The following is a 22,659-nucleotide window of genomic DNA, read 5'->3' on the forward strand; positions in this document are numbered from 1 at the left end:
AGCCAATGACAAAGGCCGCTTTATTCGCTCTGATCGCTCTTCAATTTATCCAATAACTCCTGTAAGCTAACTTCTGCAAACGCAGTTGATGAGTCGGATACGCCATAGGGGATAATCAGCTTTTCGTTGTGAACTATTGCCCCGCACGAATATAGTACGTTAGGGACATAGCCTTCGCGTTCATCGCTGTTGGGGATAAGCAAAGGTTCACGCAGTCGGCCTATTTCAATGGCCGGGTCATCCAGTTTTAGTAAGCTGGCTCCCAGTACATAGCGGCGCATAGGGCCTACACCGTGGGTTATCATCAGCCAGCCATCTTTGGTTTCAATCGGCGATCCGCAGTTACCTATTTGTACAAATTCCCAGCTAAAGCGGGGTTGCTGCAACATAATTGGCTTTTCCCATATGTTAATCTTATCAGCGTACATGATGTAATTATTACAGCCATCAATACGCGAAATCATTACAAACTTGCCATTCACCTTGCGCGGAAACAACGCCAGGTTTTTATTTTGGGCGCCGGCGCCGTATAATGGCATTATTTTAAAATTATAAAAATCGGTGGTTTGCAATAGTTTGGGCATTATAAGTGCACCATCATATGCGGTGTATGTAGCATAATAAACAGAAGTATCGTCATCGTTCCTGAATTGTACAAAACGGGCATCCTCAATACCTTTGCGCTCATACTCAGATATAGGGAATATTACCCTGTCGGAGATATCGGTATCCAGCGAAAAAACTATTTCGTAGTACGAGTCGGCTAGCCACAGTACTTTGTCGTACTCCAGTTTCTTCATATCGCTTTCCTGCAATTTTTGCGAATCGATAATAATACGGCGCAGGTTGGCGTATTCAAAATGATGATCCAGCTTGGATTCCAGTTCGTGTAGGACATCTATATTGATCTGTGTAATAGCGGCTTTATCAAAAAACAGCTTTTTATTGTATACAGCGTTCCTGACAATTTCGGCTTCGTCAATGTAGTTACCGGCAGGCAAAATGGTGATGTTGTTGTCTTTATCGATTAAACCACGACGAAAAGTAATGGATGAAATATGTCCCTCGCCCACAGCCCTGAAACTGATGATCACTCGGCGTTGCCCATCTTGCAGTTCGGTTTGGTCCGGATCTTCCACGATAGAGGGATTGAAAAAAGCAGCCGATTCAATGGAATACTCGTGGGTAAAATAAGATCCTATAAGTAGCTTGCGGTTAATGGTCAAAGTATCATAATCGATATTTAACTCCAAAAAAAGCGGCTTCAATTTACTGCAATGCCGGTTTAAAACCCGGGTTATATTACGGTGCCGTTTGGAGTATTCCTGCAATAGCGGCGATACAATGCCGAAAGCTACCTCCTCGCTTATTTGCATAACGCGCTCAATTACTTCTTTTGCACGATCGTTCCCATTAAAAAAAAATCTGGCAATAACGCGTTTAGGATCGGGGTTAACTCTTATTGGTTTTCGTTCAATGGAAAGTCTCATATGTATACAATAGTAGCGTTTATTTTGTAACAGCGTTAAGTAGAAATTGATTTAGCTATTTTTAGAAAAGAATCAAGAGTTAAGAATTAAAACAATTTTACATCGATAGGGCTGAATGTAAATTTTTTGTCTTGATTCTTGATTCTTGGCTCTTGACTCTAAAATCTTGTAACTTGCACACTTATGAATGTTTTGATTGTTGAAGACGAAAAGGGCCTGGCCCTGGAGGTTGATGAATTTTTAAGTCACGAAGGATTTACTGTGGAGCATGCGCGAACCAAAAGATCGGCCGAAGAAAAGATTTTTGTTAATAATTACGATTTTATCCTGCTTGATCTCGGATTGCCCGATGGCGATGGGTTCGACCTGTTAAAAATGCTGAAAGGGCTTGATAAACGCGATGATGCCGTTATTATACTAACCGCCCGCGGAGCTGTTGACGACAGGGTATCGGGCCTGGAGCAGGGCGCGGATGATTACCTGGCTAAGCCATTTTCGTTGAGTGAATTGCTGGCCCGTATGCACGCCATTACCCGCCGTAAACACCGGCTGGAGAGTAATGACATTAACATAAAAGGCCTTAAAGTAAATATCCAGAACCGTACGGTGATGTTTAATGACGAGCGGATAAACCTTACCAAAAAGGAGTTCGAAATTTTTAACTACCTGGTGCTTAATAAAAACCGCGTAATATCGCGAACCAACCTTACCGAGCACGTTTGGGGCGATGTGTTGGAAATAAACAGCGACTCGAACTTTGTTGATGTGCACGTAAAAAACCTGCGCAAAAAACTATCGCAATACATCCCCATTGATTGGTTTGAGACGGTACGCAGCATAGGTTACCGCATTAACATTTAAACAATGAAACTGCAGGTAAAGCTGGCCCTTTATAATACTTTAACCAAAGTAGCTATCATCCTGTTTACGGGTTTGCTCATCCTGCTTTCGATAGAAAAAATTTCTTATAATCACATTGAGCTGAGGCTTGAAAATGATAAGGAGCAAACGCTTAAAAACCTTTCTTCCAGTGAAATCAGTAGTATTTTGGGCGATAAAAAGGCCTATACCGACTACAATATTCTGAAGGAAGAGTTTATTACTATTACCCAAACAAAATACAACCCGGAGGTAACTAAGGAAGTTAAATTCACTACCGAAACCCGCGATTTTGATAAATACACCCAAACCTACCGCATTTTAACACACCGGTTGAATTTTAATGGGCATACCTATATTTTGCATATCGGCGTGGCGATAGAATCGGTTGAGGAGCTAAAATCCATCATTAAAAAGTTCACTATTTTGGTTTTGGTGGTAGCCCTGGTATTAACACTGATAAGCGATCTGGTTTTTACCAAATTTCTGCTGGCCCCGTTTTATCAGATTATCGATCGTAAACTGATTAAAGTGAACGATCCGATGAACTTTGATTACGAAAAAATAAAAACAACTACCCAGGATTTTGAGCTTTTGGACGATAGCATCAGCTCGCTTATGAAAAAAATATCGAACCTGTTTATCCTCGAAAAGCAATTTATCGCCAATGTATCGCACGAATTGCTTACCCCCATATCAATCATCAGCTCAAGGCTCGAGAATATTTTACTGCAAGAGGAACTAAGCGAGGGGAGCGAAAACAAGATGCACGCGTCGTTAAAAACGCTTAACCGGCTAAAGTCGATTATTAATAGTTTGTTGCTGATATCGAAAGTTGAAAACAACCAGTATGATAAAGCAGATATGGTAATGATTGCTGCCGTAGTAATGGAAATTCAGGAAGAACTGGAAGACAGGATAGAAGAGCGGCAGTTAACTTTTTCAAACAACCTGAAATATATATATACTATAACGGGCAACCGGCCCCTGATGCACACTTTATTGTTTAATTTGATTAATAACGCCATTAAGTATAATAATGAGGGTGGATTGATAACTATTAGCGATGAGCTTAAAGAGGGTACCTACAAAATCATCATTTCTGATACCGGGACAGGGATGGACAAAAAGCAAATTGAAAATGCCTTTAACCGTTTCGAAAAGCTGGACACCGACGAAAAGGAAAGTTACGGCTTAGGCCTGGCAATAGTTAAAAGTATTACGAGTTTTCATGATATCAAGGTTCAAATAAATTCGGTAAAAGGGGAGGGAACTACAGTTACGCTTGTCTTTAACGTGCCTAATCCCAATTTAATAGATAATTAGCTACGCCATTTTATTTCTTTTGGTATAGCAACATCATCATAATCCCTGGCAATATGTAGCGGGCAATAATGCAGCTTGGCGGGTTATTTTACGAAACCATTCCAATTATCGGCAGTTGGATCAAGCAAATCCTGATTGCTTACCCAGTAAGTATATATTTTTCCGTCGGTTACAGGCTGATACAAAACTTTAGAGAAATTATCTTTCTTTTCAACCACTTTAACAAATTCGTTAGATACCAGATAGCCTTTCCTTATGGTAAAGTTATCGCCATTAAGGTTGTATAAGTACGCCCGTTTTGATTTAATGAATGTTAATAAAAGGTATTTGTTTGGCTTTACAAAAGGGAAGTAGCTTTTATCAGATTCATGATCGATGTCAAATCCGGCGTCCATCGGCGGTGTCCCGGTTAAAACTATTTTCAGTTTGCCGTTCAAAAACGAAAGACGGCCTTTTTGAATGTCACCAGGAAAACCAGGATCTGTGCTTATGATACTGAAATCTTTTCCGTTTACCGAGGTTCCTTTTAAAAAGAATATATTTTCCCTTAGGTACCCTTTTACTTTTTCATCGTATTGCTCATAATATTCATACAACCCGGTAATTTTATTATTTGTTACAACGATAGTGAATTGGCCGAAATTGCTTGAATATTCGCCGCTGAGTTTAAAAGGATCACCTTGCGCAAGCACGCGATTGGGGAGAACAATAAACAATAAAAGAATGGCGAAAAAGGTTAGGTATTTCATACTAAAGTGTGTTGGATTTAGGTAGCTGCTTAACTACACCATTTTATTTCTTTTGGCAAGGTAGGTTTTTAGCACATCATGGTAACCTTCATTAATATCCACGTCTACCAAATCAATATGGTATTGGGCACATTTAAGTTCAAGTTGATGCCGGTATTCGGTTAAAGATGCTTTGTAGGCATCCCGTACTTTGCCAGGATGCACCTTTATTTCGGCACCGCTTTCTATATCGATAAAATGATGTGGGCGGTTATCAAAGTTAAAGTCGACCTCTTTTTGTTTATCGTTAACATTAAAGATAATCACCTCGTGTTTGCTGAACTTCAGGTGCTGAACGGCCGCGAACAAGGCTTGCACCTTACCGGGGTTAAGGCTATTCTCCAGCATATCGCTAAAAATGATCACCATCGAACGCTGGTGGATCTCGTTAGCTACATGGTGCAATACCTGTGTGATATTGGTAACTGTATTGGTTTTGGGATTATTATAAGCCTTCTCCAGTTCGGCGTATAAATGAAACAGGTGTGTTGTTGTTGATTTTGCCGCACTCAGCCAATCTACCTTGTCCGAAAAAATACACAGCCCAAACGCGTCCCTTTGTTTTTTAAACAAGTGCATTAATGATGCAATGGCGTATATAGAAAACTGGAGCTTGGTAGTCCCTTTTTCAGGAAAGTTCATCGATGACGAGGTATCCAGCAGCAGGTAGCAACGCAGGTTGGTTTCTTCCTCAAATTGTTTTACAAACAGCTTATCGGTACGGGCCAGCAATTTCCAATCGATGTTTTTCACCGATTCGCCGTTGTTGTACAAACGATGCTCGGCAAACTCCACCGAAAAGCCGTGGAAAGGACTTTGGTGCAGGCCGGTTATAAAACCTTCAACTACCTGCCGGGCCAGCAGTTCGAGGTTGGCTAATTGCCGTATTTGCTGATCGTCGTTTAATTTGGGCATAGGGCTAATATAGGGCATAAAAAAAGCGTTGCCAACATTAGCAACGCTTTTTAAAGTAAAATATGGTGGATTAAGTTATTGATAAACTTAATTTATGCCTGTACGGATTAAGCTAATTGCTTAGCTAATTTATCAGTTAATACTGATTTTGGAACTGCACCAATTTGTTTATCTACGATTTCGCCATTTTTGAAGAACAATAAAGCAGGGATATTACGGATGCCGAATTTTACAGATATACCTGGGTTGTTATCGACATCAACTTTACCAACAATAGCTCTGCCTTCGTATTCTTTTGCAATATCTTCAACTACCGGGCCAACCATTCTACAAGGGCCACACCATTCTGCCCAAAAGTCAAGTAGTACGGGTTTGTCTGATTTCAGGACAAGTTCGTCAAAGTTTGCATCAGTTATTTCTAAAGCCATGATTTCTATTTTTTAAATTTTGTTATACAAATATATACTATTCAAATAGCTTGCCACAAACCACACCTGACAATGTGACAATTATATTAATATAAGTTATCCACTTAACGTTGTGGTGACTGTAAGTTTTTAACAAGGGTGGAACAGATGCTAACAATTAGTCTTCACTGCTGTACACGTTGTTGTTCATTACCCCAACAAAGGCTGCGTATTCGTAATGTTAAATATGCCCTCAATCAAATCATCGCTTGGGTTTACTTTAAAGTTTTTGGATGATAGCTCTACGTGCATGGCCTCTTCGCGGTTGTTGATCTTGAAGCGCAGTTTGCAGTTTTTTACCGGGTATTTTTGGTTATTCTCGTCGATGATGTGTTGTATATCGTCAAGTAATTTGCTGCTGAGCATGCTCACGTCGATACAAACCGTTAATGATTTGGTGAGCTTATCGCGCATTTCGGACAGCAAATCCATCACCAGGATGCGCAGGTCCCAGTTATCCTTTTGGCGGAATTTTTCTTCGATGCTGCCCTTAATATGTAAAAAATAGCCGTCCATCATCATGTTACGGAATTTTACATAATCATCACCAAACAAGGCAAATTCGTACGATTCATTGTAATCCTCCAACACGAAAGTGCCAAAGGGCTTACCGGTTTTAGTTATTTTATGCTGAACGCTGCTTACCAGTCCGCCTATGCGGATCTCGCCGCGTTTACGTAACTCGTTAAAGGCACCCATGATCTCTTCGCCACCTTCGCCCGAGCGTGCTTTTTGCATCAGTTTCAAATCGCTGATGGTGCTGTTGCAAAAGCGGTCAAGCTCTACCTTATAGTTATCCAGCGGGTGGCCGGTAAGGTAAATACCAATTACCGTTTTTTCGTATTTCAGTTTTTCTATCAACGGCCATTCTTCAGCCTCTGGCATGGCCGGTTCAGGCACATATGATGCTACTGAGCCGCCGAATAATGATGATTGCGAGCTGCTTTGTACATTCTGGTAATCATTGGCATACTTGGTAAGGCGCTCAATACCTGTTAATACGCCAACATCTGTTTTAGCAAAAAACTGGGCGCGGTTATAGCCAAACTCATCAAAGGCACCACCGTACACCAGGTTCTCGTACGATTTTCGGTTTACACTGCGGGTGTTCGACCGGCGTGCAAAATCATAAACAGATACGTAAGGGCCTTTGGCAATCCGTTCTTCAATAATACTCTCCACCGCTTTATCGCCCACTCCTTTAACACCGGTTAACCCGAAACGCACCTGCCCTTTACGGTTTACCGCAAAAGCCATGTCCGACTCATTGATATCCGGCCCTAACACCTCTACACCCATCCTGCGGCACTCCTCCATAAAAAAGGTAATCTTTTCCATGTTGTTCTGGTTGTTTAAAACTGCCGCCATGTACTCGGATGGATAGTGCGCCTTTAAATAAGCCGTTTGGTAGGCCACAAAAGCGTAACAGGTAGAGTGCGATTTATTGAACGCGTACTGCGCAAAAGCCTTCCAGTCGGTCCATATTTTGGTCAGTTTATCTTTGGGATGGCCTTTGGCTACAGCCCCATCCATAAACTGGGACTCCATTTTGTTCAGAATCTCAATTTGTTTTTTACCCATCGCCTTACGCAAAACGTCGGCATCGCCTTTACTAAAGCCTGCCAGCTTTTGCGATAAAAGCATCACCTGCTCCTGGTACACGGTAATACCATAGGTTTCGCCCAGGTATTCCTCCATGTCGGGCAAATCGAACACGATAGGCTCCCTGCCGTGTTTACGGGCAATAAAGTTGGGTATATACTCAATCGGTCCCGGGCGGTACAGGGCGTTCATGGCAATTAAATCCTCAAACTTATCGGGCTTAAGTTCGCGCAGGTACATTTGCATACCATCACTTTCAAACTGGAAAGTACCATTGGTATCGCCTCGCTGGTAAAGCTCATAAGTTTGCAAATCATCAAGCGGGATATAATCTATATCGATGTGTACACCATGATTTTGTTTGATCATCCGTAGCGCATCTTTAATAATGGTAAGGGTTTTAAGCCCTAGAAAGTCCATCTTAATTACGCCTGCATCTTCAATTACACGGCCATCATATTGTGTAACCAGCAGATCGGAGTCTTTGGCAACGGCAACAGGAACAATATCAGTTAAATCATAAGGGGCAATGATGATGCCCGCCGCGTGTACGCCGGTATTACGTACCGAGCCTTCCAGCTTGGCTGCCTCGCGCAATACCTGGCTGCGCAGGTCGTTGCCATTTAATATCTCTTTAAGCTCGGGTACCTGTTCAATGGCATCTTTAAGGGTAATGCCCAGGGTATCGGGCACCAGCTTTTTAATTAAGTTCATTTCGGATAGCGGCATATCCAATACGCGGCCCACATCCTGAATACTGGTACGGGCAGCCATCGATCCATAAGTGATGATTTGTGCCACCTGGTTTTTACCATACTTATCTACCACGTAGTCAATAACCTTTTGGCGGCCGGCATCGTCAAAATCCGTATCAATATCGGGCATCGATTTACGGTCGGGGTTCAGGAACCTCTCAAACAGGAGGTTGTACTTCATCGGGTCGATGTTGGTGATCCCGGTACAGTAGGCTACCACCGATCCGGCTGCCGAACCACGGCCCGGGCCTATAAATACACCCATATCGCGGCCTGCTTTTATAAAGTCGGCCACAATTAAAAAGTAACCGGCAAAGCCCATCGTTCTGATGGTGAACAATTCAAAGTTAATGCGCTCCTCAGTTTCGGGCGATATATCTATGTAACGTTCCTTGGCGCCCATAAAGGTAAGGTGCTTCAGGTATTCCCACTGGTTCAGCGTATCAGCATCCCCGGTATTGTGAATTTTAAACTCCTCGGGTATTACGTAATTAGGTAACAGGATATCCCGTTTAAGCTTTAAAACCTCCACCTTGTCCACAATCTCGTTGGTATTGTCCAATGATTCGGGCAGGTCTTTAAACAGGTGGCTCATTTCCTGTTGGGTTTTAAAATAAAACTGGTCGTTAGGGAAACCAAACCTATAGCCACGGCCGCCTTCCTCGTCGGTAGCAATTGGGGTGCTTTGCATATCGCCGGTGTTCACGCAAAGCAAAATGTCATGAGCGTTGGAGTCTTGCTGATCTACATAATGTGAATCATTGGAGCAAATTACTTTCACATTATACTTTTTGGCGTACTCCAGCAATACTTTGTTCACCGTATTTTGGTCGGGAATATCGTGGCGCTGCAGTTCGATGTAAAAATCTTCGCCAAACAAATCAAGCCACCATTTAAACTCGGCTTCGGCCGCTTCGGGGGTATCCCTTAATATGGCCTGGGGTACCGATGCCCCAATGCAGCAGGTTGTAGCAATAATGCCTTTGTGGTGCTTTAATATCAGCTCTTTATCAATACGGGGCCATTTGCTGTACAGGCCTTCCATGTAGCCGTATGAACATAGCTTAACCAGGTTTTTATAGCCTTCAGGATTTTTGGCCAGCATCAGCTGGTGGCGGCGAATGTCTTTCTTTTCCTTTGTAAAGGTTTTTTTATGCCTGTCTTCTACCACGTAAAACTCGCAGCCAACAATGGGTTTTACATTGTGTTTACCAGCTTCGGCCACAAATTTAAATACGCCAAACATGTTACCATGATCGGTAATTGCAAGAGCTTTCATCCCATCAGCTGCGGCCTTTTTGTATAGTTTTGAGATGTCGGCAGCGCCATCAAGTAACGAGAACTGGGTATGAACGTGTAAGTGAGAAAAATCTGGCATAGTAAATCCGTTTCAACAAAATCTGTAGAAATACAAAGTTATTAAAAAACAAGTTCGCGGGGTTGAGTGTTGAAAAAACAAAAGAGAGCCTCACCCCGGCCTCTCCAAAGGAAAGGGTAAAAAAGTTTGTTTTGAATCGGCTCTTCCGGGAAAGATTTAGAGGGTGGTTACTTTAGCACATTATTTGACTATATTAAGCATATCGATCTTCACCTTTGAAAAATTAATACAATTGAAAAAAATATTACGAATAACCCTCAAAACAATACTTTGGATACTGGTGAGTGTAGTTTTACTGGTTATCCTTGTAGTTATTTTGATACAGGTGCCCGCCGTGCAAAATTTTGCTAAAAACAAGGCGGTAACTTTTTTACAAAACAAAATACACACTAAAGTTAAAATAGGCCACATTAGCCTTGGCCTGCCCAAGTTGCTGGTGTTGGAAGATGTATACTTTGAAGACCAAAAGAAAGACACCCTGATAGCCGGCGAAAAACTGAAGGTTGATATCAGTATGCTAAAGCTATTGCACAACCAGGTTGAAGTTAATGAAATTAACCTGCAGGGCATCACGGCGAACATAAGCCGGGGTGCCGATAGTGTTTTTAACTTTGATTATATTATTAAAGCCTTTGCAGGCGAACAAAAAAAAGAGGTGAAACCTACCGACACAACCTCTACTATGAAGTTTTCTATCGATAAGGTAAACCTGGATAGGATCAACGTTAAATACAAGGATGTAACTACGGGCAACGATGTGAAATTCCTGCTTGGCCATTTTGATACCAGGATAAAAGATTTTGATATGGATAAAATGAAATTTTCCATACCTAAAATTACTTTGTCGGGTGTAAATGCACGTATCATTCAAACCCCGGCAGGATCATCAATAGCGCAGGCTGCCAAAGTAGATACCGCTGTAAAACCTATGAACCTGGATTTAAATTTAGGCCAGATAGATCTGTCTAAAATAAAGGTTGATTATCAAAGCAGCGAAATGACGGCCAATATTAACCTAACCAAGCTGTTGGTTAATATGGATAAGATAGACCTTAAACATCAAAAGGTGGGCATTAAAGATATCGAATTGAATGATACCAAAGCTGCCCTAAGCTTTGCCAAACCTCAAACGGTTGCAAAAGCCATTGTTAAAACCGCCAAAAAGCTTGATACCCTTGTGGCTGCTCCGCAATCATCGCGCTGGGCTGTTACGCTCGGTAAAATCAGCTTAAATAACAATAATGTTAAGTTTGATAATAACGCGCAAAAGGCTATTGTCAAAGGCCTGGATTACGCCCACATGGATATCCGCGACCTGAATGTTGAAGCGGAAAATATCGCCTATACATCGGATACCATTTCTGGTAAAATAAATAACTTTTCCTTCGCCGAAAAAAGCGGATTGAAGATCAATAAATTCCATACTGCGTTCTTTTATGGGCCAACCAATGCTTACATGAATGATTTGTTATTGGAAACACCACAAACCACACTGCAAAAGTCGGTTCAGGTGCGCTATTCTTCTATCGCTGCTATCAGTAAAAACGTTGGCTCGTTAGGTATTAATGCCGATTTAAACGGCAGTCGCCTGGGTTTAAAAGATGTGTTATTGCTGATGCCCACAATGGCAGCTATGGAGCCATTTAAATCATCGCCGGGCGCTGTATTTAAAATAAACGGCAAAGTAAGGGGGCAGGTAAATAACCTGGATATCCCCAGCCTGGATATTGCCGGCCTAAGCAACACCCGCATTAAGGCATCGGCAAAGCTAAAGGGCCTGCCCGATATCAACAAGGCCTATTTTGATGTTACCATAAATGACCTTAACACCAGCCGCGCCGATATTGCCAAACTGGCGCCGGCTGGCAGCATCCCGGCAAACGTAACCATCCCCGAAAATATGAACCTGAAAGGAAATTTTAAGGGTGGGATGTATACTTTTAACACCAGGCTGGGCCTCAGATCAAGCCTGGGCGCTGCGGATGTTATTGCATCGGTAAAAAACTTACAAAACAAGCAAAAGGCAAGTTATAAGGCCAATATTAAAGTTAACGAGCTAAATGTAGGCGCACTTACCAAACAACCACAAACCGTAGGTAAAATTACGTTAACCGCCAATGTAGACGGTTATGGCCTTGACCCCAAAACAGCCAATATTAAATTTGATGGCAACCTGGCCAATGCGTACGTAAAAGGTTATACCTATAAAAACCTGGCTTTAAAAGGCAGTTCGCACAATGGCGCTTACACGGCTATTGCCCGGATGAAAGACCCTAATATTGATTTTAGCCTGGATGCCAAAGCCAATCTGAATAAAAAATATCCTTCGGCTTCGGGCACATTAACCGTTGACAGCATCAACCTTAAAAAACTTAATTTTACTACCGGCGAAATGCGGTTTCATGGCAAGATAGTGGCTGATGTGCCAACCGCCGATCCTGATTACCTGAACGCCGATGTTAAGGCGACAGATTTGCTGGTGGTTAACGGAACCCAACGCATAAGATTAGATACCATAAGCCTCATCTCGACAGCTAATGCGGATAGCAGCACGCTGCGTTTAAAAACACCGGTTATGAGCGCTCATATGGCCGGTAAATACAAGCTTACCCAGGTTGGCGATGCTGTGCAGGATGTAATTAATAAATACTTTAACACCGCCATTGCGGGCGGGCAGCAGGTGGCCATTACCAAAAAGGATGCGAAAGGTAAAACGGTTAAAACCGGCAAAGTTAAACCCGCCGTAGCCGCCAAATATCCGCCGCAGCAATTTGTGTTTGATGCTAAACTGGTTAAAACTCCTTTACTTACCCAGTTTGCGCCCGATTTAAAAACGCTTGACCCGGTATTGTTAAAAGGAAGCTTTAATAGCGAAAGTGGCGAACTGGTTGTAAACGCATCGATACCCAAGGTGGTTTACGGTACCAACACTGTTAACAAGGGAAGCCTGAAGATAAATACAGGTAACAATGCGCTTAATTATAATCTATCTGTAGATGAGGTAAAAGTTGGTTCATCGGTTGATCTGTTGTATACCAGCATATCGGGTAGCGCGCAAAACAATAAACTGGGCGTAAGTTTACAAGTAAGGGATGCTACAAAAAAAGAGCGCTTTAGGGTAGCCGGCACGTTTAGTATTTTACCAAATGAGTATCAGTTTAGCTTTAACCCCGATGGGCTGTTATTAGATTATATGCCATGGGCTGTTAATGCCGATAACTTTTTACAATATGGCCCCAAAGGAGTGCTGGCACATAACTTTACCATTAGCAATAGCAACCAGGTATTGAGCATCAACAGCAAAACACAAGAGTTTAATGCGCCACTTGATGTTAAGTTCAGCAATTTTAAAATAGAAGGACTTGCCAAAATGGCCAAACAGGATAGCCTGCAGGTAGGCGGGGTTATTAACGGCGATGCAGAGGTTAGTAATTTCCAGGCTTCACCGGTATTTACAGCAGCAATCAACATCAACGACTTTAATTTTAAAGGAGATACCGTAGGGAACATTGCCTTAAAGGTAAATAACCAAACTGCCGATGCTTATGCAGCAACAGTTGATATTACCGGCAAAGGCAACCAGGTTAAGCTGGATGGTATTTACTATACCAATCCCGCAAGCAAGTTTGATCTTAACCTGAACATCGTGAGCCTGAATATGAAAAGTATAGAAGGCTTTGCATTTGGTAGTATCCGCAACGCATCGGGTAACATTACGGGCCAGTTAAAAATATCCGGTACCACAACTGCACCTTCTATTAGGGGCGATGTAAACTTCAATAAGGTTGGGTTTAATGTATCAATGCTCAACTCGTATTTTACAATGCCGCAGGAGAGTATTACGTTTAATGACCAGGGCATCCGCTTTAACGACTTTACACTGGTTGATTCTACCGGGAACAAGGCAATTGTTACCGGCAGCGTGTACACCAAAACCTATACCGACTATGCGTTCGGCCTTGATATTAACGCCAAAAATTTCAGGGCGGTAAATTCTACGCAAGACGATAACAAGCTGTTTTACGGCAAGCTTTATATTGATACCAGGATAAAAGTACGCGGAAACATGGACAAGCCTGTGGTTGACGCAAGCCTCACCGTGAACGACAAAACCGACATGACTTTTGTATTGCCCACTAATGACCCCGGCATCGAAGACAGGAAAGGGGTGGTAGAGTTTATTGACCAAAACGAGCCGAAACTCGATTCGATATTATTGGCCAGGCAATTGGATTCTCTTAAAAAAACCAATGTTAAAGGGCTCGATTTATCGGCAAATATTGTGGTAAGCAAAGAAGCTGCCTTTACTATTGTGGTAGACGAACGCAACGGCGATGTGGTACACTTAAAGGGCGAGGCTAACCTGAACGGGGGTATCGACCCAAGTGGTAAAACGAATTTAACAGGTACATATGTGGTTAATTCCGGATCATATAACCTGGCTTATGCTACCGTGAAACGCACTTTCCTGTTTAAAAAAGGCAGTACCATTGTTTGGACAGGTGATCCAACCAGTGCCAATATAGATTTGACTGCCGTTTATGTAGCCAATGTACCGCCTATTGACCTGGTTGAAAATCAGCTGTCCGGTTCGGATAATGCAACCATGTATAAGCAAAAGCTTCCATTTAACGTAAATCTTAATCTTAAAAACCAACTTTTAACACCCGATATCAGCTTTGATATTGTACTGCCCGATAGCACATATACCGTATCGTCGGATGTGATCAATACCGTAAATACACGCCTTACCCAGGTTAGGCAGGATCCTAATGAACTAAACAAACAGGTGTTAGGTGTATTGATATTGGGTCATTTTATAGGCGATAACCCATTGCAAAGCCAGGGTGGCGGCGGCGGTGTTGAAGGCGCCATCCGTAGCAGTGTAAGTAGCTTATTGTCAGATCAACTGAATAAACTGGCCGGTAACCTCATTGAGGGCGTCGATCTCAACTTCGGATTAACATCCGGCGAGGACTATTCATCCGGTACGGCCACAAACCGAACGGACTTGAATGTGGGGCTATCTAAACGGTTCCTGAACGACAGGCTAACAGTAACAGTTGGCAATAACTTTAACCTGGAGGGCGCGCAACAAGGCCAAAAGGCTACCAATATAGCCGGAGATGTATCTGTTGGTTATAAACTAAGTAAGGATGGCCGCTACAGCTTACGCGCATACCGTAAGGATGAGTTTATAGTAATACAAGGGCAGGTGATTGAAACCGGATTAGGATTTACCCTCACCGTTGATTATAACCGCTTCCGGGAAATATTCAGGAAGCGTACCGAAGAAGAAAAAGCCATGCGCCGTAAATACAGGCAGGAGCAAAAAGAAAAGGAAAAGGATAAGGAAAAGGACGCTGCTAATAAAGCCGCCGAAGATAAAGCCAAAGCAGATAGCACTATTACACACTAAGTACATGATTAAAAATTTAAGATATTTATTGATACTCGCCGTGTTGCTGAATGCCTGCAGTAATACCAAATACCTTGCACCCGGTCAAAAATTATACACAGGGGGAGAGGTGAAGATTGCAGATAAGGATTCGTTAAAAAAGGGAGAGGCAAGCATGCTTACCACCGATCTTACATCGTTGTTAAGGCCTTATCCAAACGGTTCTATTTTAGGTTTGAGGGTTAAATTGTATATCTATAACATCACCAAAACAAAAAAAACAAAAGGTTTGGCACATTGGCTAAATACCAAGTTTGGCGAGCCACCTGTGTTGATAAGCTCGGTTGATGTAGAAAAAAATGCCGGAATACTACAAAACAGGTTACAAAACGTAAGCTATTTTCAGGCGCAGGTTGCCGGGGATACGGTTAGTAAAGGTAAAACAGCCAAAGCAGTTTATACCGTACAGGCAGGGCCTGGGTACCGTATCAGGAAAGTGGTATTCCCCAAAGGAACCGAAAGTATCGATACCGCAGTTGCCGGTTCGGCCGCTAAAAGCCTGTTAAAGGTGGGCGATAAGTATAATCTTGATTTGATAAAAACCGAGCGGATACGTATAGATGCTAAATTAAAGGAAGAAGGCTTTTTCTTTTTTGCACCCGAAGATTTGATCATGAAGGTAGATAGTACGATAGCCGGGCACCAGGTGGATATTTTTGTAAAAGTTAAAAACGATATAGCCGAACGCGCCCAGGAAATTTATACTATCCGTAATATTTATGTTTATCCTAACTATTCGTTAACGGATACATCGATGATGATGGATAAATCGAAGCATTACCGCTGGTACAACATCGTGGAACGCCGAAAAACCATCAGCAGTTTTGCATTTGCCAATACGGTATTGCTACGCCCTAATGATGTTTACAGCCGTACTGTTCATAATAATTCATTAAACAGGTTTGTAAACCTGGGGCCATATAAATTTGTGAAAAACAGGTTTGAAGATGTAACCCCCGATTCGCCTAAGCTGGATGTTTATTATTTTTTAACGCCCTATAAGCGCAAATCGTTACAATTTGAAATTCTGGGCCGCACCACATCTGCCAACTATACAGGTACACAGGTAAACCTCAGTTGGAAACACCGGAATGCTTTTATGGGGGCCGAGGCGTTGGGCGTTACGCTTTTTGGTAGTACTGATGTGCAGGTAGGCGGTGGCAACAACGGTTTTAACGTTTACCAGTTCGGTATTCAAGGTACATTATCGTGGCCGCGTTTTATAAGCCCGATAGAACCCAAGGCCGATAATGCCTATATACCGCATACGAATTTAACGCTGGGCTACACAATTGTTAACCGGCAAAAGCTTTATAACCTAAATTCATATAACGCCACATTTGGATATAACTGGAAAGAGAACGCTCACCGAACGCATGAACTGAATATCCTGAATTTTCAATTTGTAAATCCACTAAGCGTATCTAAGCTATACCAGGACAGCGTGCTGGGCGTAAACCATCCCGGTGTATTACCTAACCCGGCTTTAAAGCATGTTATTGATAAGCAATTGATCCTCGGGCCGAGCTATAGCTATACGTTTACCAATACTACAGACGACTACCGTACCAATACCATGTACTATAACGGAAAGGTAAGCTTGTCAAATAATCTGTACGGGCTGGTTACCGGTGCCGATACCACCGCAGGTAAAGTGCGTAAACTATTTGGAGCTACTTTTAACCAATTTGTGAAACTGGAAAACGAAATTCGGTATTTTCATAAAACGGGGCCGAACAGTACCATAGCATCGCGGGTTATACTGGGCGTAGGTTTGCCTTATGGCAACTCGACCCAGTTACCATACAGCCAGCAGTTTTTTATAGGTGGCCCCAATAGTTTAAGGGGTTTCCAGGCCAGGTCGATTGGGCCGGGGCATTTTAACCCAACAGCAAGTGTTGCACAGGGTAATTTCCTGCCCGACGAATCTGGCGATATTAAACTGGAAGCCAACATCGAGTACCGCCCAAAACTATTCAGTATAGTTAGGGGTGCATTATTTGCCGATGCCGGTAACATCTGGTTGCTCAATTCAAACGGAGGGCAGCCGGGGGGGGTATTCAGTAAGAAATTTATTAATGATATCGCTGTTGATGTTGGCTTCGGCTTACGTTTTGATATCACGGTGCTGGTGTTGCGTACCGATTTGGGAGTGCCACTACGTACACCATACGTTCGCCCCGGCGAGCCTCAGTGGAATCTTGACTGGCAGAGGAGCGTATTTAACCTGGCAATAGGATATCCGTTTTAATTATTGAATTACTGATTTACTGAATTATTGAGTTAGGCAAGTTTGCGAAAGCGCCATTTTTATCGGTGCTGAACAAAGCTATTTTATAACTTGCACATTCAATAAATCAGTAAATCAATAAATCAGTAATTCAATAATTGCCCATGACATCTATTCCACTCCAGATCATCGACCTGCATGACGATGGCTATCATCCGTTAATTGAGGTGATCCTGTTTGGCAAAGCATTTATTATGGTTTTGGACACCGGTGCATCAAAAACCGCTTTTGACCAAACCATGCTGGCCGAAGCGAGTGAGGCAACTTTTATATCCGAGAGTGACAGGCTGTCAACAGGTTTGGGCACCAATACTATGCAATCGTTCACCGCTTTAATCAGCGGTATGCAAATCGGCAGTGTATTGGTTGACGATTTTGAAGTTGCTGTACTGGATTTATCCACTATCAACATAGCCTATGGCCAAATGGGACATCCACAGGTATTGGGCGTTTTAGGCGGCGATATATTGATGAAATACAGAGCGGTGATTGATTATGGTAAACAGGTTATTAAACTAAAAAAGCCCCGCGTTAAGCGAGGCTGATCATTATCTTTAAATAGTATCTGCACATCTGTAGTCTACAAATCTGCACATCTTCCTATGTATCTATCTTAGCATACTTAGCATTGCGCTCAATAAACTCACGACGCGGTGCTACTTCATCGCCCATCAGCATGCTGAAGGTGTGGTCGCACTCTGCTGCGTTTTCAATGGTGGCGCGTTTTAGGGTACGTGTGGCCGGGTTCATGGTGGTATCCCAAAGCTGGATATCATTCATCTCGCCCAAACCTTTGTAACGTTGTACGTGTACGCTATCTTCTTTACCGGCACCTTTAAGGCGTTGTATAGCGGCATCGCGCTGTACATCATTCCAGCAGTATTCAAACTCTTTACCTTTTTTAACCTGGTACAATGGTGGCGAAGCGATGTAAACATAGCCGGCTTCAACCAATTCTTTCATGTAACGGAAGAAGAACGTAAGGATCAGCGTTGTAATGTGCGATCCATCCACGTCGGCATCCGTCATGATGATGATTTTGTGGTAACGTAGTTTAGTGATATTTAAAGCCTTGTCATCATCGGGTGTACCTCGGCTTACGCCTAGGCCGGTAAACATGTTCTTGATTTCTTCATTTTCGTAAATTTTGTGCTCCATGGCTTTTTCCACGTTCAGGATTTTACCACGTAAAGGTAAAATAGCCTGGTATTCGCGGTCGCGGCCTTGTTTGGCGGTACCACCCGCCGAGTCGCCCTCTACAAGGTAAAGTTCACACAGCGATGGATCGTTATTGGCACAATCAGATAATTTACCCGGCAGGCCAGATCCGGTCATTACGCTCTTGCGCTGTACCAGTTCGCGGGCTTTACGGGCAGCGGCACGAGCTGTAGCGGCAAGTATTACTTTATTTACAATCAGTTTGGCCTCTTTGGGGTTTTCTTCCAGGAAGTTGCCCAATATTTCGCCTACTGCCATATCAACGGCACCCATCACCTCGTTGTTGCCCAATTTGGTTTTGGTTTGGCCTTCAAACTGAGGCTCCTGTACTTTAACAGAAATTACAGCGGTTAATCCCTCGCGGAAGTCATCACCGGTAATTTCCATCTTCATGTTTTTCAACAATCCCGATTTATCGGCATACGCTTTCAGCGTCCGGGTCAATCCACGGCGAAAACCTGCTACGTGTGTACCGCCTTCAATGGTATTGATGTTATTTACGTACGAGAATACATTCTCGGAGTAGGTATCATTATACTGAAAGGCAAGCTCAACAGGGATACCATTCTTTACACCATCCAAATAGATAGGCTCGGGAATGATAGACTGGCGTGTGCCATCTAAAAACTTAACAAACTCGCGTAAGCCACCTTCAGAGTAAAACTCTTCGGTAGGGTATGATCCATCCTCGTTAGGTATACGCTCGTCGGTTAAGCTAAGGCGGATGCCTTTATTTAAGAATGATAGTTCGCGCAGGCGGCCTGCAAGTGTATCGTATTTATACTCGGTTGTAAGGGTAAAAATGGTAGCATCCGGTTTAAATATAATGGTAGTACCCCTTTTATCCGTTTCGCCAATAGTTTTAACTTCAAACAAAGGCTTACCTTCTGAGTATTCCTGTGTCCACACTTTGCCTTCGCGGTAAACTAGAGCAGTAAGGTGGATAGATAGCGCGTTAACGCAACTAACACCCACACCGTGCAAACCGCCGGATACCTTGTAAGTATCCTTATCAAATTTACCACCGGCGTGTAATACGGTCATTACCACCTCTAAAGCTGATTTTTTTTCTTTAGTGTGCATAGCGGTTGGGATACCGCGACCATTATCTTCAACCCTTATCGAGTTATCTTTTAATATAAAAACCTTAATTGTGTCGCAGTGGCCGGCAAGGGCTTCGTCGATAGAGTTATCAACAACCTCATATACCAAATGGTGCAAACCTTTAACGCCTGTATCACCAATGTACATGGACGGGCGCTTACGTACCGCCTCTAAACCTTCTAATACCTGTATATTATCTGCTGAATAATTGGATTTGTCCTGATTTTCTTCGCTCATATTTATTTAGTACAACAACCTTCAAAAGTACGAATTTTTGATGGCAATGACGAATGATTGTGGATAAAAAGCGAGGTGTGGATAGATGTGCAAATGTGCAGATTTCAGATGTGCAGATGTTTTTCCAGATGTGCAAATTTCAGATATTCAAATGCGCAGATTAATAATTTAGATGGGGCGGATGATTAATCGGATGATCGTAAACTCAACATTTTCAAATTGATCATCATCTGCACATCTGAAATCTGCAATTTGCACATCTAATTAGGATACTTGCAACGAAAGTTTATCTTTGTCAAACTTTTTTAAATTTTACGTGAGATAATGAAAACTACTGTTTCAACTTTAACAAAATTCACCTTCGGGATATTAATTGCAGGTAGCATTGCCGCCTGTAACCAAAATAAAACTGCCGACAAACCAGCCTCAGGCGCTACCACTGTAAGTGATGGCAAGGATGCAATTGTTTATATCAACTCAGATACTTTACTAAGTAAATATGAGTACACAAAGGATATGAACAAACGCCTGGAAGAAAAAGGCAAAGCCTCGCAAGGCGATTTACAAAACAAAGGGCAGGCTTTTCAACGTGAAGTTGCCGAGTATCAAAAAAGTGCAGCCACTTTACCTGCCGACCAACGCCAGGCTACTGAGCAACGTTTACAACGCAAGCAACAGGAATTACAAGGCTATCAGCAAAATGCTACTGCCGAGTTTCAAAACGTGCAGGCTACCGAAGCAAGCAAACAATACGATAAAATTGCTGATTTTGCCAAAGCCTACGCTAAAGAAAAGGGCTACAAACTTGTGTTGTTATACTCAAAAGCAAACCCAACCGTATTATATGGCGATCCATCTTTAGATGTAACAACTGACGTGATCAAAAGACTTAACGACGCTTACGCGAAGGAGAAAAAATAAAATCGATTTGAAAATTTGAGAATTTGAAGATTTGAAAATGAAAAGCATCTTCAAATTTTCAAATTGCAGAATTCTCAAATTTAAAATAGGACCTCAACTTCGGCTGAGGTTTTTTAATTTAGAGGACTATGGAAAACACGGCACATGAAAAATTCATGCGGATAGCAATTGAGCTATCCGAGTATAATGTAAAACAGGGGATGGGTGGCCCTTTTGGCGCCGTTATAACAAAAGATGGCATGATCCTGGCCCGTAGTGCCAACAGGGTTGTTCCTACAAACGATCCAACTGCACATGCCGAGGTATCGGTTATCCGCCTGGCCTGCCAGGAGTTGGGTACTTATGATCTTTCCGGTTGCGAGATTTATACCAGTTGCGAACCTTGCCCCATGTGCCTTGGCGCCATATACTGGGCCCGTATTGATAAAGTTTACTATGCCAACACCAAGGCCGATGCCGCAGCAATTGGCTTTGATGACCATGATATTTATGATGAACTTGCAAGCCCAATGGCCGACAGGAAGTTACCCTTTGTGCAATTATTACGCGATGAGGCAATTGCTGCTTTTAAGCTGTGGGAGGTAGAAGAAAATAAGACGAAATATTAATTTAATTTGAGAATTTGAAGATTTGAGAATTTGAAAATGCTTGCCTGATTAATCTCTATTAGTAGGTTTTCAAAGTATTTTATTTTCATTTTCAAATCTTCAAATTCTCACATCTTCAAATTATTCTTCCTCATCTTTCTCGAAAAAATTATCTTTTAAGTCGTCTATCTCCCTACGGTCGAGTTTTGTAGGCCGACCGGTGCCTCTGTCGCGTTTAAGTATTGGGGCTTGGAACATGGATTTGAAAGCCTGGGTTTGTTCAACCGGGGTTATATCCAGGTAATAATCAACTGCCTTTTTTGCATCAACCCTGTTCTCCAGCAAGCCGGTTACCCTAATAATCTTCCGGTCAGGGCCCTTTGATACCTGGTAGGTATCGCCAATTTTTACTTCATATGAAGGTTTTATATTTTTGCTGTCAAGCTTTACACGCCCGGCTTTGCAGGCATCAGATGCCAGGGTACGGGTTTTAAAAACGCGGATAGCCCACAGGTATTTATCAATTCTTAGTTTTTCTTTTTCGGCCATTGTTTATTCAATTATGCTACAATAGTTTAGCCAACCTGGCTGCTAATCCGTCGATTTTTTTTTCGATAATTCAACAGGAACGCCTAAAGCATCGCCAACAGCAACGCCAAATAGTATATCTTTGCAAAAATTACGGTGATGGGACATTAATTTACACTGGTTCCGGTGATTATGATTTTAGCCGGTACTCGTGCAAAACTAAGCAATCCAACTAATAATGCTACCGGTTGTTTTGCCAGGCCTCCAGGTCTTTTTTTATAAATTTGTGGTACAGGTATTCTGCATAGCCAACGCTAATGTAATCAGGGAATTTCCAGGTTGGATAATAGGTTCTTTTGATCCACTTTAAAAAACTGAAAAATACGATCCCGGCAATCAGTAACGAAGAGATTGCCAGCAAAGCAATGCAAAAAAAAGCCATAATAGTCATAATCAGGGGGGAGATTAGGTTGGTAAATTTGTGTTTTATAAAAACAATGATAATCTAATTTATCATAACTATATAACTTATGTCATTAAAAATCAGTGCATTTATCCTTTGGTAAAATTGTTGATTTAATTTTGCCTTAAGGTTTATTTTTTAATTGACTGAATATTTTTGTCGCGTGGCACAAACGCAATAAGGCAATAAGTTATTGGAGCTAATCCTGTATTTTTCCTTAAAAATCCTTTTATTTGCCAAAAGTTAATTTTAC

General features: G+C 42.2%; 15 protein-coding genes. 7 read left to right on the plus strand and 8 right to left on the minus strand.

The genetic code is table 11. The features are described 5' to 3' along the window. Positions 1-20: 20 nt before the first annotated feature. Entirely contained in the window at positions 21-1,490 is a 1,470-nt protein-coding gene (locus tag AC1DV1_RS03865; RefSeq protein WP_477355527.1) for a glycoside hydrolase family 130 protein, read from the minus strand. Positions 1,491-1,673: 183 nt separating this feature from the next. Here AC1DV1_RS03865 and AC1DV1_RS03870 point away from each other — a divergent pair, with 183 nt between their 5' ends. Together AC1DV1_RS03870 and AC1DV1_RS03875 are read left to right on the plus strand one after the other, a co-directional pair. Further along, positions 1,674-2,351 carry a response regulator transcription factor gene (locus AC1DV1_RS03870; protein ID WP_477355530.1) on the plus strand — a complete coding sequence of 226 codons (678 nt, stop codon included), beginning with the start codon at positions 1,674-1,676 and terminating at the stop codon, positions 2,349-2,351. A 3-nt stretch (positions 2,352-2,354) separates the two neighbouring features. Further along, positions 2,355-3,695 (plus strand): sensor histidine kinase, encoded by a 1,341-nt coding sequence (locus tag AC1DV1_RS03875; RefSeq protein ID WP_477355533.1) that lies wholly within the window; start codon positions 2,355-2,357, stop codon positions 3,693-3,695. Between the two features lie 83 nt (positions 3,696-3,778). On the opposite strand, the gene AC1DV1_RS03880 is transcribed toward AC1DV1_RS03875, so the two are convergent. The 4 genes from AC1DV1_RS03880 to dnaE form a co-directional block, all read right to left on the minus strand. Further along, complete coding sequence (locus AC1DV1_RS03880; RefSeq protein ID WP_477355536.1) at positions 3,779-4,444, minus strand: hypothetical protein; 666 nt, start codon at positions 4,442-4,444, stop codon at positions 3,779-3,781. Positions 4,445-4,477: 33 nt separating this feature from the next. Next, positions 4,478-5,398, minus strand: coding sequence for a DUF58 domain-containing protein (locus tag AC1DV1_RS03885; protein WP_477355539.1), 921 nt, complete (start codon positions 5,396-5,398; stop codon positions 4,478-4,480). Positions 5,399-5,505: 107 nt separating this feature from the next. After that, complete coding sequence (gene trxA / locus AC1DV1_RS03890) at positions 5,506-5,826, minus strand: thioredoxin (protein WP_147056439.1); 321 nt, start codon at positions 5,824-5,826, stop codon at positions 5,506-5,508. A 189-nt stretch (positions 5,827-6,015) separates the two neighbouring features. Beyond that, complete coding sequence (gene dnaE / locus AC1DV1_RS03895) at positions 6,016-9,600, minus strand: DNA polymerase III subunit alpha (protein WP_477355542.1); 3,585 nt, start codon at positions 9,598-9,600, stop codon at positions 6,016-6,018. 232 nt (positions 9,601-9,832) lie between these two features. Here dnaE and AC1DV1_RS03900 point away from each other — a divergent pair, with 232 nt between their 5' ends. The 3 genes from AC1DV1_RS03900 to AC1DV1_RS03910 all read left to right on the plus strand — a co-directional run bounded on the left by AC1DV1_RS03900 (position 9,833) and on the right by AC1DV1_RS03910 (position 17,893). Continuing rightward, entirely contained in the window at positions 9,833-15,019 is a 5,187-nt protein-coding gene (locus AC1DV1_RS03900) for a translocation/assembly module TamB domain-containing protein (protein WP_477355545.1), read from the plus strand. A 4-nt stretch (positions 15,020-15,023) separates the two neighbouring features. Continuing rightward, the gene (tamL, locus tag AC1DV1_RS03905; RefSeq protein WP_477355548.1) at positions 15,024-17,309 is read left to right on the plus strand and encodes a translocation and assembly module lipoprotein TamL; all 2,286 of its coding nucleotides are present in this window, start codon (positions 15,024-15,026) and stop codon (positions 17,307-17,309) included. Between the two features lie 143 nt (positions 17,310-17,452). Further along, complete coding sequence (locus AC1DV1_RS03910) at positions 17,453-17,893, plus strand: aspartyl protease family protein (RefSeq protein WP_477355552.1); 441 nt, start codon at positions 17,453-17,455, stop codon at positions 17,891-17,893. Positions 17,894-17,948: 55 nt separating this feature from the next. Here the strand turns inward: AC1DV1_RS03910 and gyrB are convergent, their stop codons facing one another. Next, entirely contained in the window at positions 17,949-19,907 is a 1,959-nt protein-coding gene (gyrB, locus tag AC1DV1_RS03915) for a DNA topoisomerase (ATP-hydrolyzing) subunit B (protein ID WP_477355557.1), read from the minus strand. Between the two features lie 324 nt (positions 19,908-20,231). On the opposite strand from gyrB, the gene AC1DV1_RS03920 reads away from it, so the two are divergent. Together AC1DV1_RS03920 and AC1DV1_RS03925 are read left to right on the plus strand one after the other, a co-directional pair. Next, on the plus strand, positions 20,232-20,828 hold the full coding sequence (locus AC1DV1_RS03920; RefSeq protein ID WP_477355560.1) for an OmpH/Skp family outer membrane protein: 597 nt from the start codon (positions 20,232-20,234) through the stop codon (positions 20,826-20,828). Between the two features lie 128 nt (positions 20,829-20,956). Then, entirely contained in the window at positions 20,957-21,436 is a 480-nt protein-coding gene (locus AC1DV1_RS03925) for a nucleoside deaminase (protein ID WP_477355563.1), read from the plus strand. A 120-nt stretch (positions 21,437-21,556) separates the two neighbouring features. Here AC1DV1_RS03925 and AC1DV1_RS03930 read toward each other — a convergent pair whose 3' ends face one another. Continuing rightward, positions 21,557-21,964: an RNA-binding S4 domain-containing protein gene (locus tag AC1DV1_RS03930; protein WP_477355566.1), complete on the minus strand. Its 408-nt coding sequence runs from the start codon at positions 21,962-21,964 to the stop codon at positions 21,557-21,559. 220 nt (positions 21,965-22,184) lie between these two features. After that, positions 22,185-22,385: a hypothetical protein gene (locus tag AC1DV1_RS03935; RefSeq protein ID WP_477355569.1), complete on the minus strand. Its 201-nt coding sequence runs from the start codon at positions 22,383-22,385 to the stop codon at positions 22,185-22,187. Positions 22,386-22,659 lie beyond the last annotated feature (274 nt).

It is taken from the genome of Mucilaginibacter sp. P4_D1 (assembly GCF_056401935.1).

Coding starts and splice junctions, on each gene's coding strand:
- AC1DV1_RS03885 (WP_477355539.1), bottom strand. CDS start 5,398: ATGCCCAAATTAAACGACGATCAGCAAATACGGCAATTAGCCAACCTC.
- AC1DV1_RS03910 (WP_477355552.1), top strand. CDS start 17,453: ATGACATCTATTCCACTCCAGATCATCGACCTGCATGACGATGGCTAT.
- gyrB (WP_477355557.1), bottom strand. CDS start 19,907: ATGAGCGAAGAAAATCAGGACAAATCCAATTATTCAGCAGATAATATA.
- AC1DV1_RS03925 (WP_477355563.1), top strand. CDS start 20,957: ATGGAAAACACGGCACATGAAAAATTCATGCGGATAGCAATTGAGCTA.
- tamL (WP_477355548.1), top strand. CDS start 15,024: ATGATTAAAAATTTAAGATATTTATTGATACTCGCCGTGTTGCTGAAT.
- AC1DV1_RS03870 (WP_477355530.1), top strand. CDS start 1,674: ATGAATGTTTTGATTGTTGAAGACGAAAAGGGCCTGGCCCTGGAGGTT.
- AC1DV1_RS03935 (WP_477355569.1), bottom strand. CDS start 22,385: ATGGCTTTTTTTTGCATTGCTTTGCTGGCAATCTCTTCGTTACTGATT.
- AC1DV1_RS03865 (WP_477355527.1), bottom strand. CDS start 1,490: ATGAGACTTTCCATTGAACGAAAACCAATAAGAGTTAACCCCGATCCT.
- dnaE (WP_477355542.1), bottom strand. CDS start 9,600: ATGCCAGATTTTTCTCACTTACACGTTCATACCCAGTTCTCGTTACTT.
- AC1DV1_RS03875 (WP_477355533.1), top strand. CDS start 2,355: ATGAAACTGCAGGTAAAGCTGGCCCTTTATAATACTTTAACCAAAGTA.
- AC1DV1_RS03920 (WP_477355560.1), top strand. CDS start 20,232: ATGAAAACTACTGTTTCAACTTTAACAAAATTCACCTTCGGGATATTA.
- AC1DV1_RS03930 (WP_477355566.1), bottom strand. CDS start 21,964: ATGGCCGAAAAAGAAAAACTAAGAATTGATAAATACCTGTGGGCTATC.
- AC1DV1_RS03880 (WP_477355536.1), bottom strand. CDS start 4,444: ATGAAATACCTAACCTTTTTCGCCATTCTTTTATTGTTTATTGTTCTC.
- trxA (WP_147056439.1), bottom strand. CDS start 5,826: ATGGCTTTAGAAATAACTGATGCAAACTTTGACGAACTTGTCCTGAAA.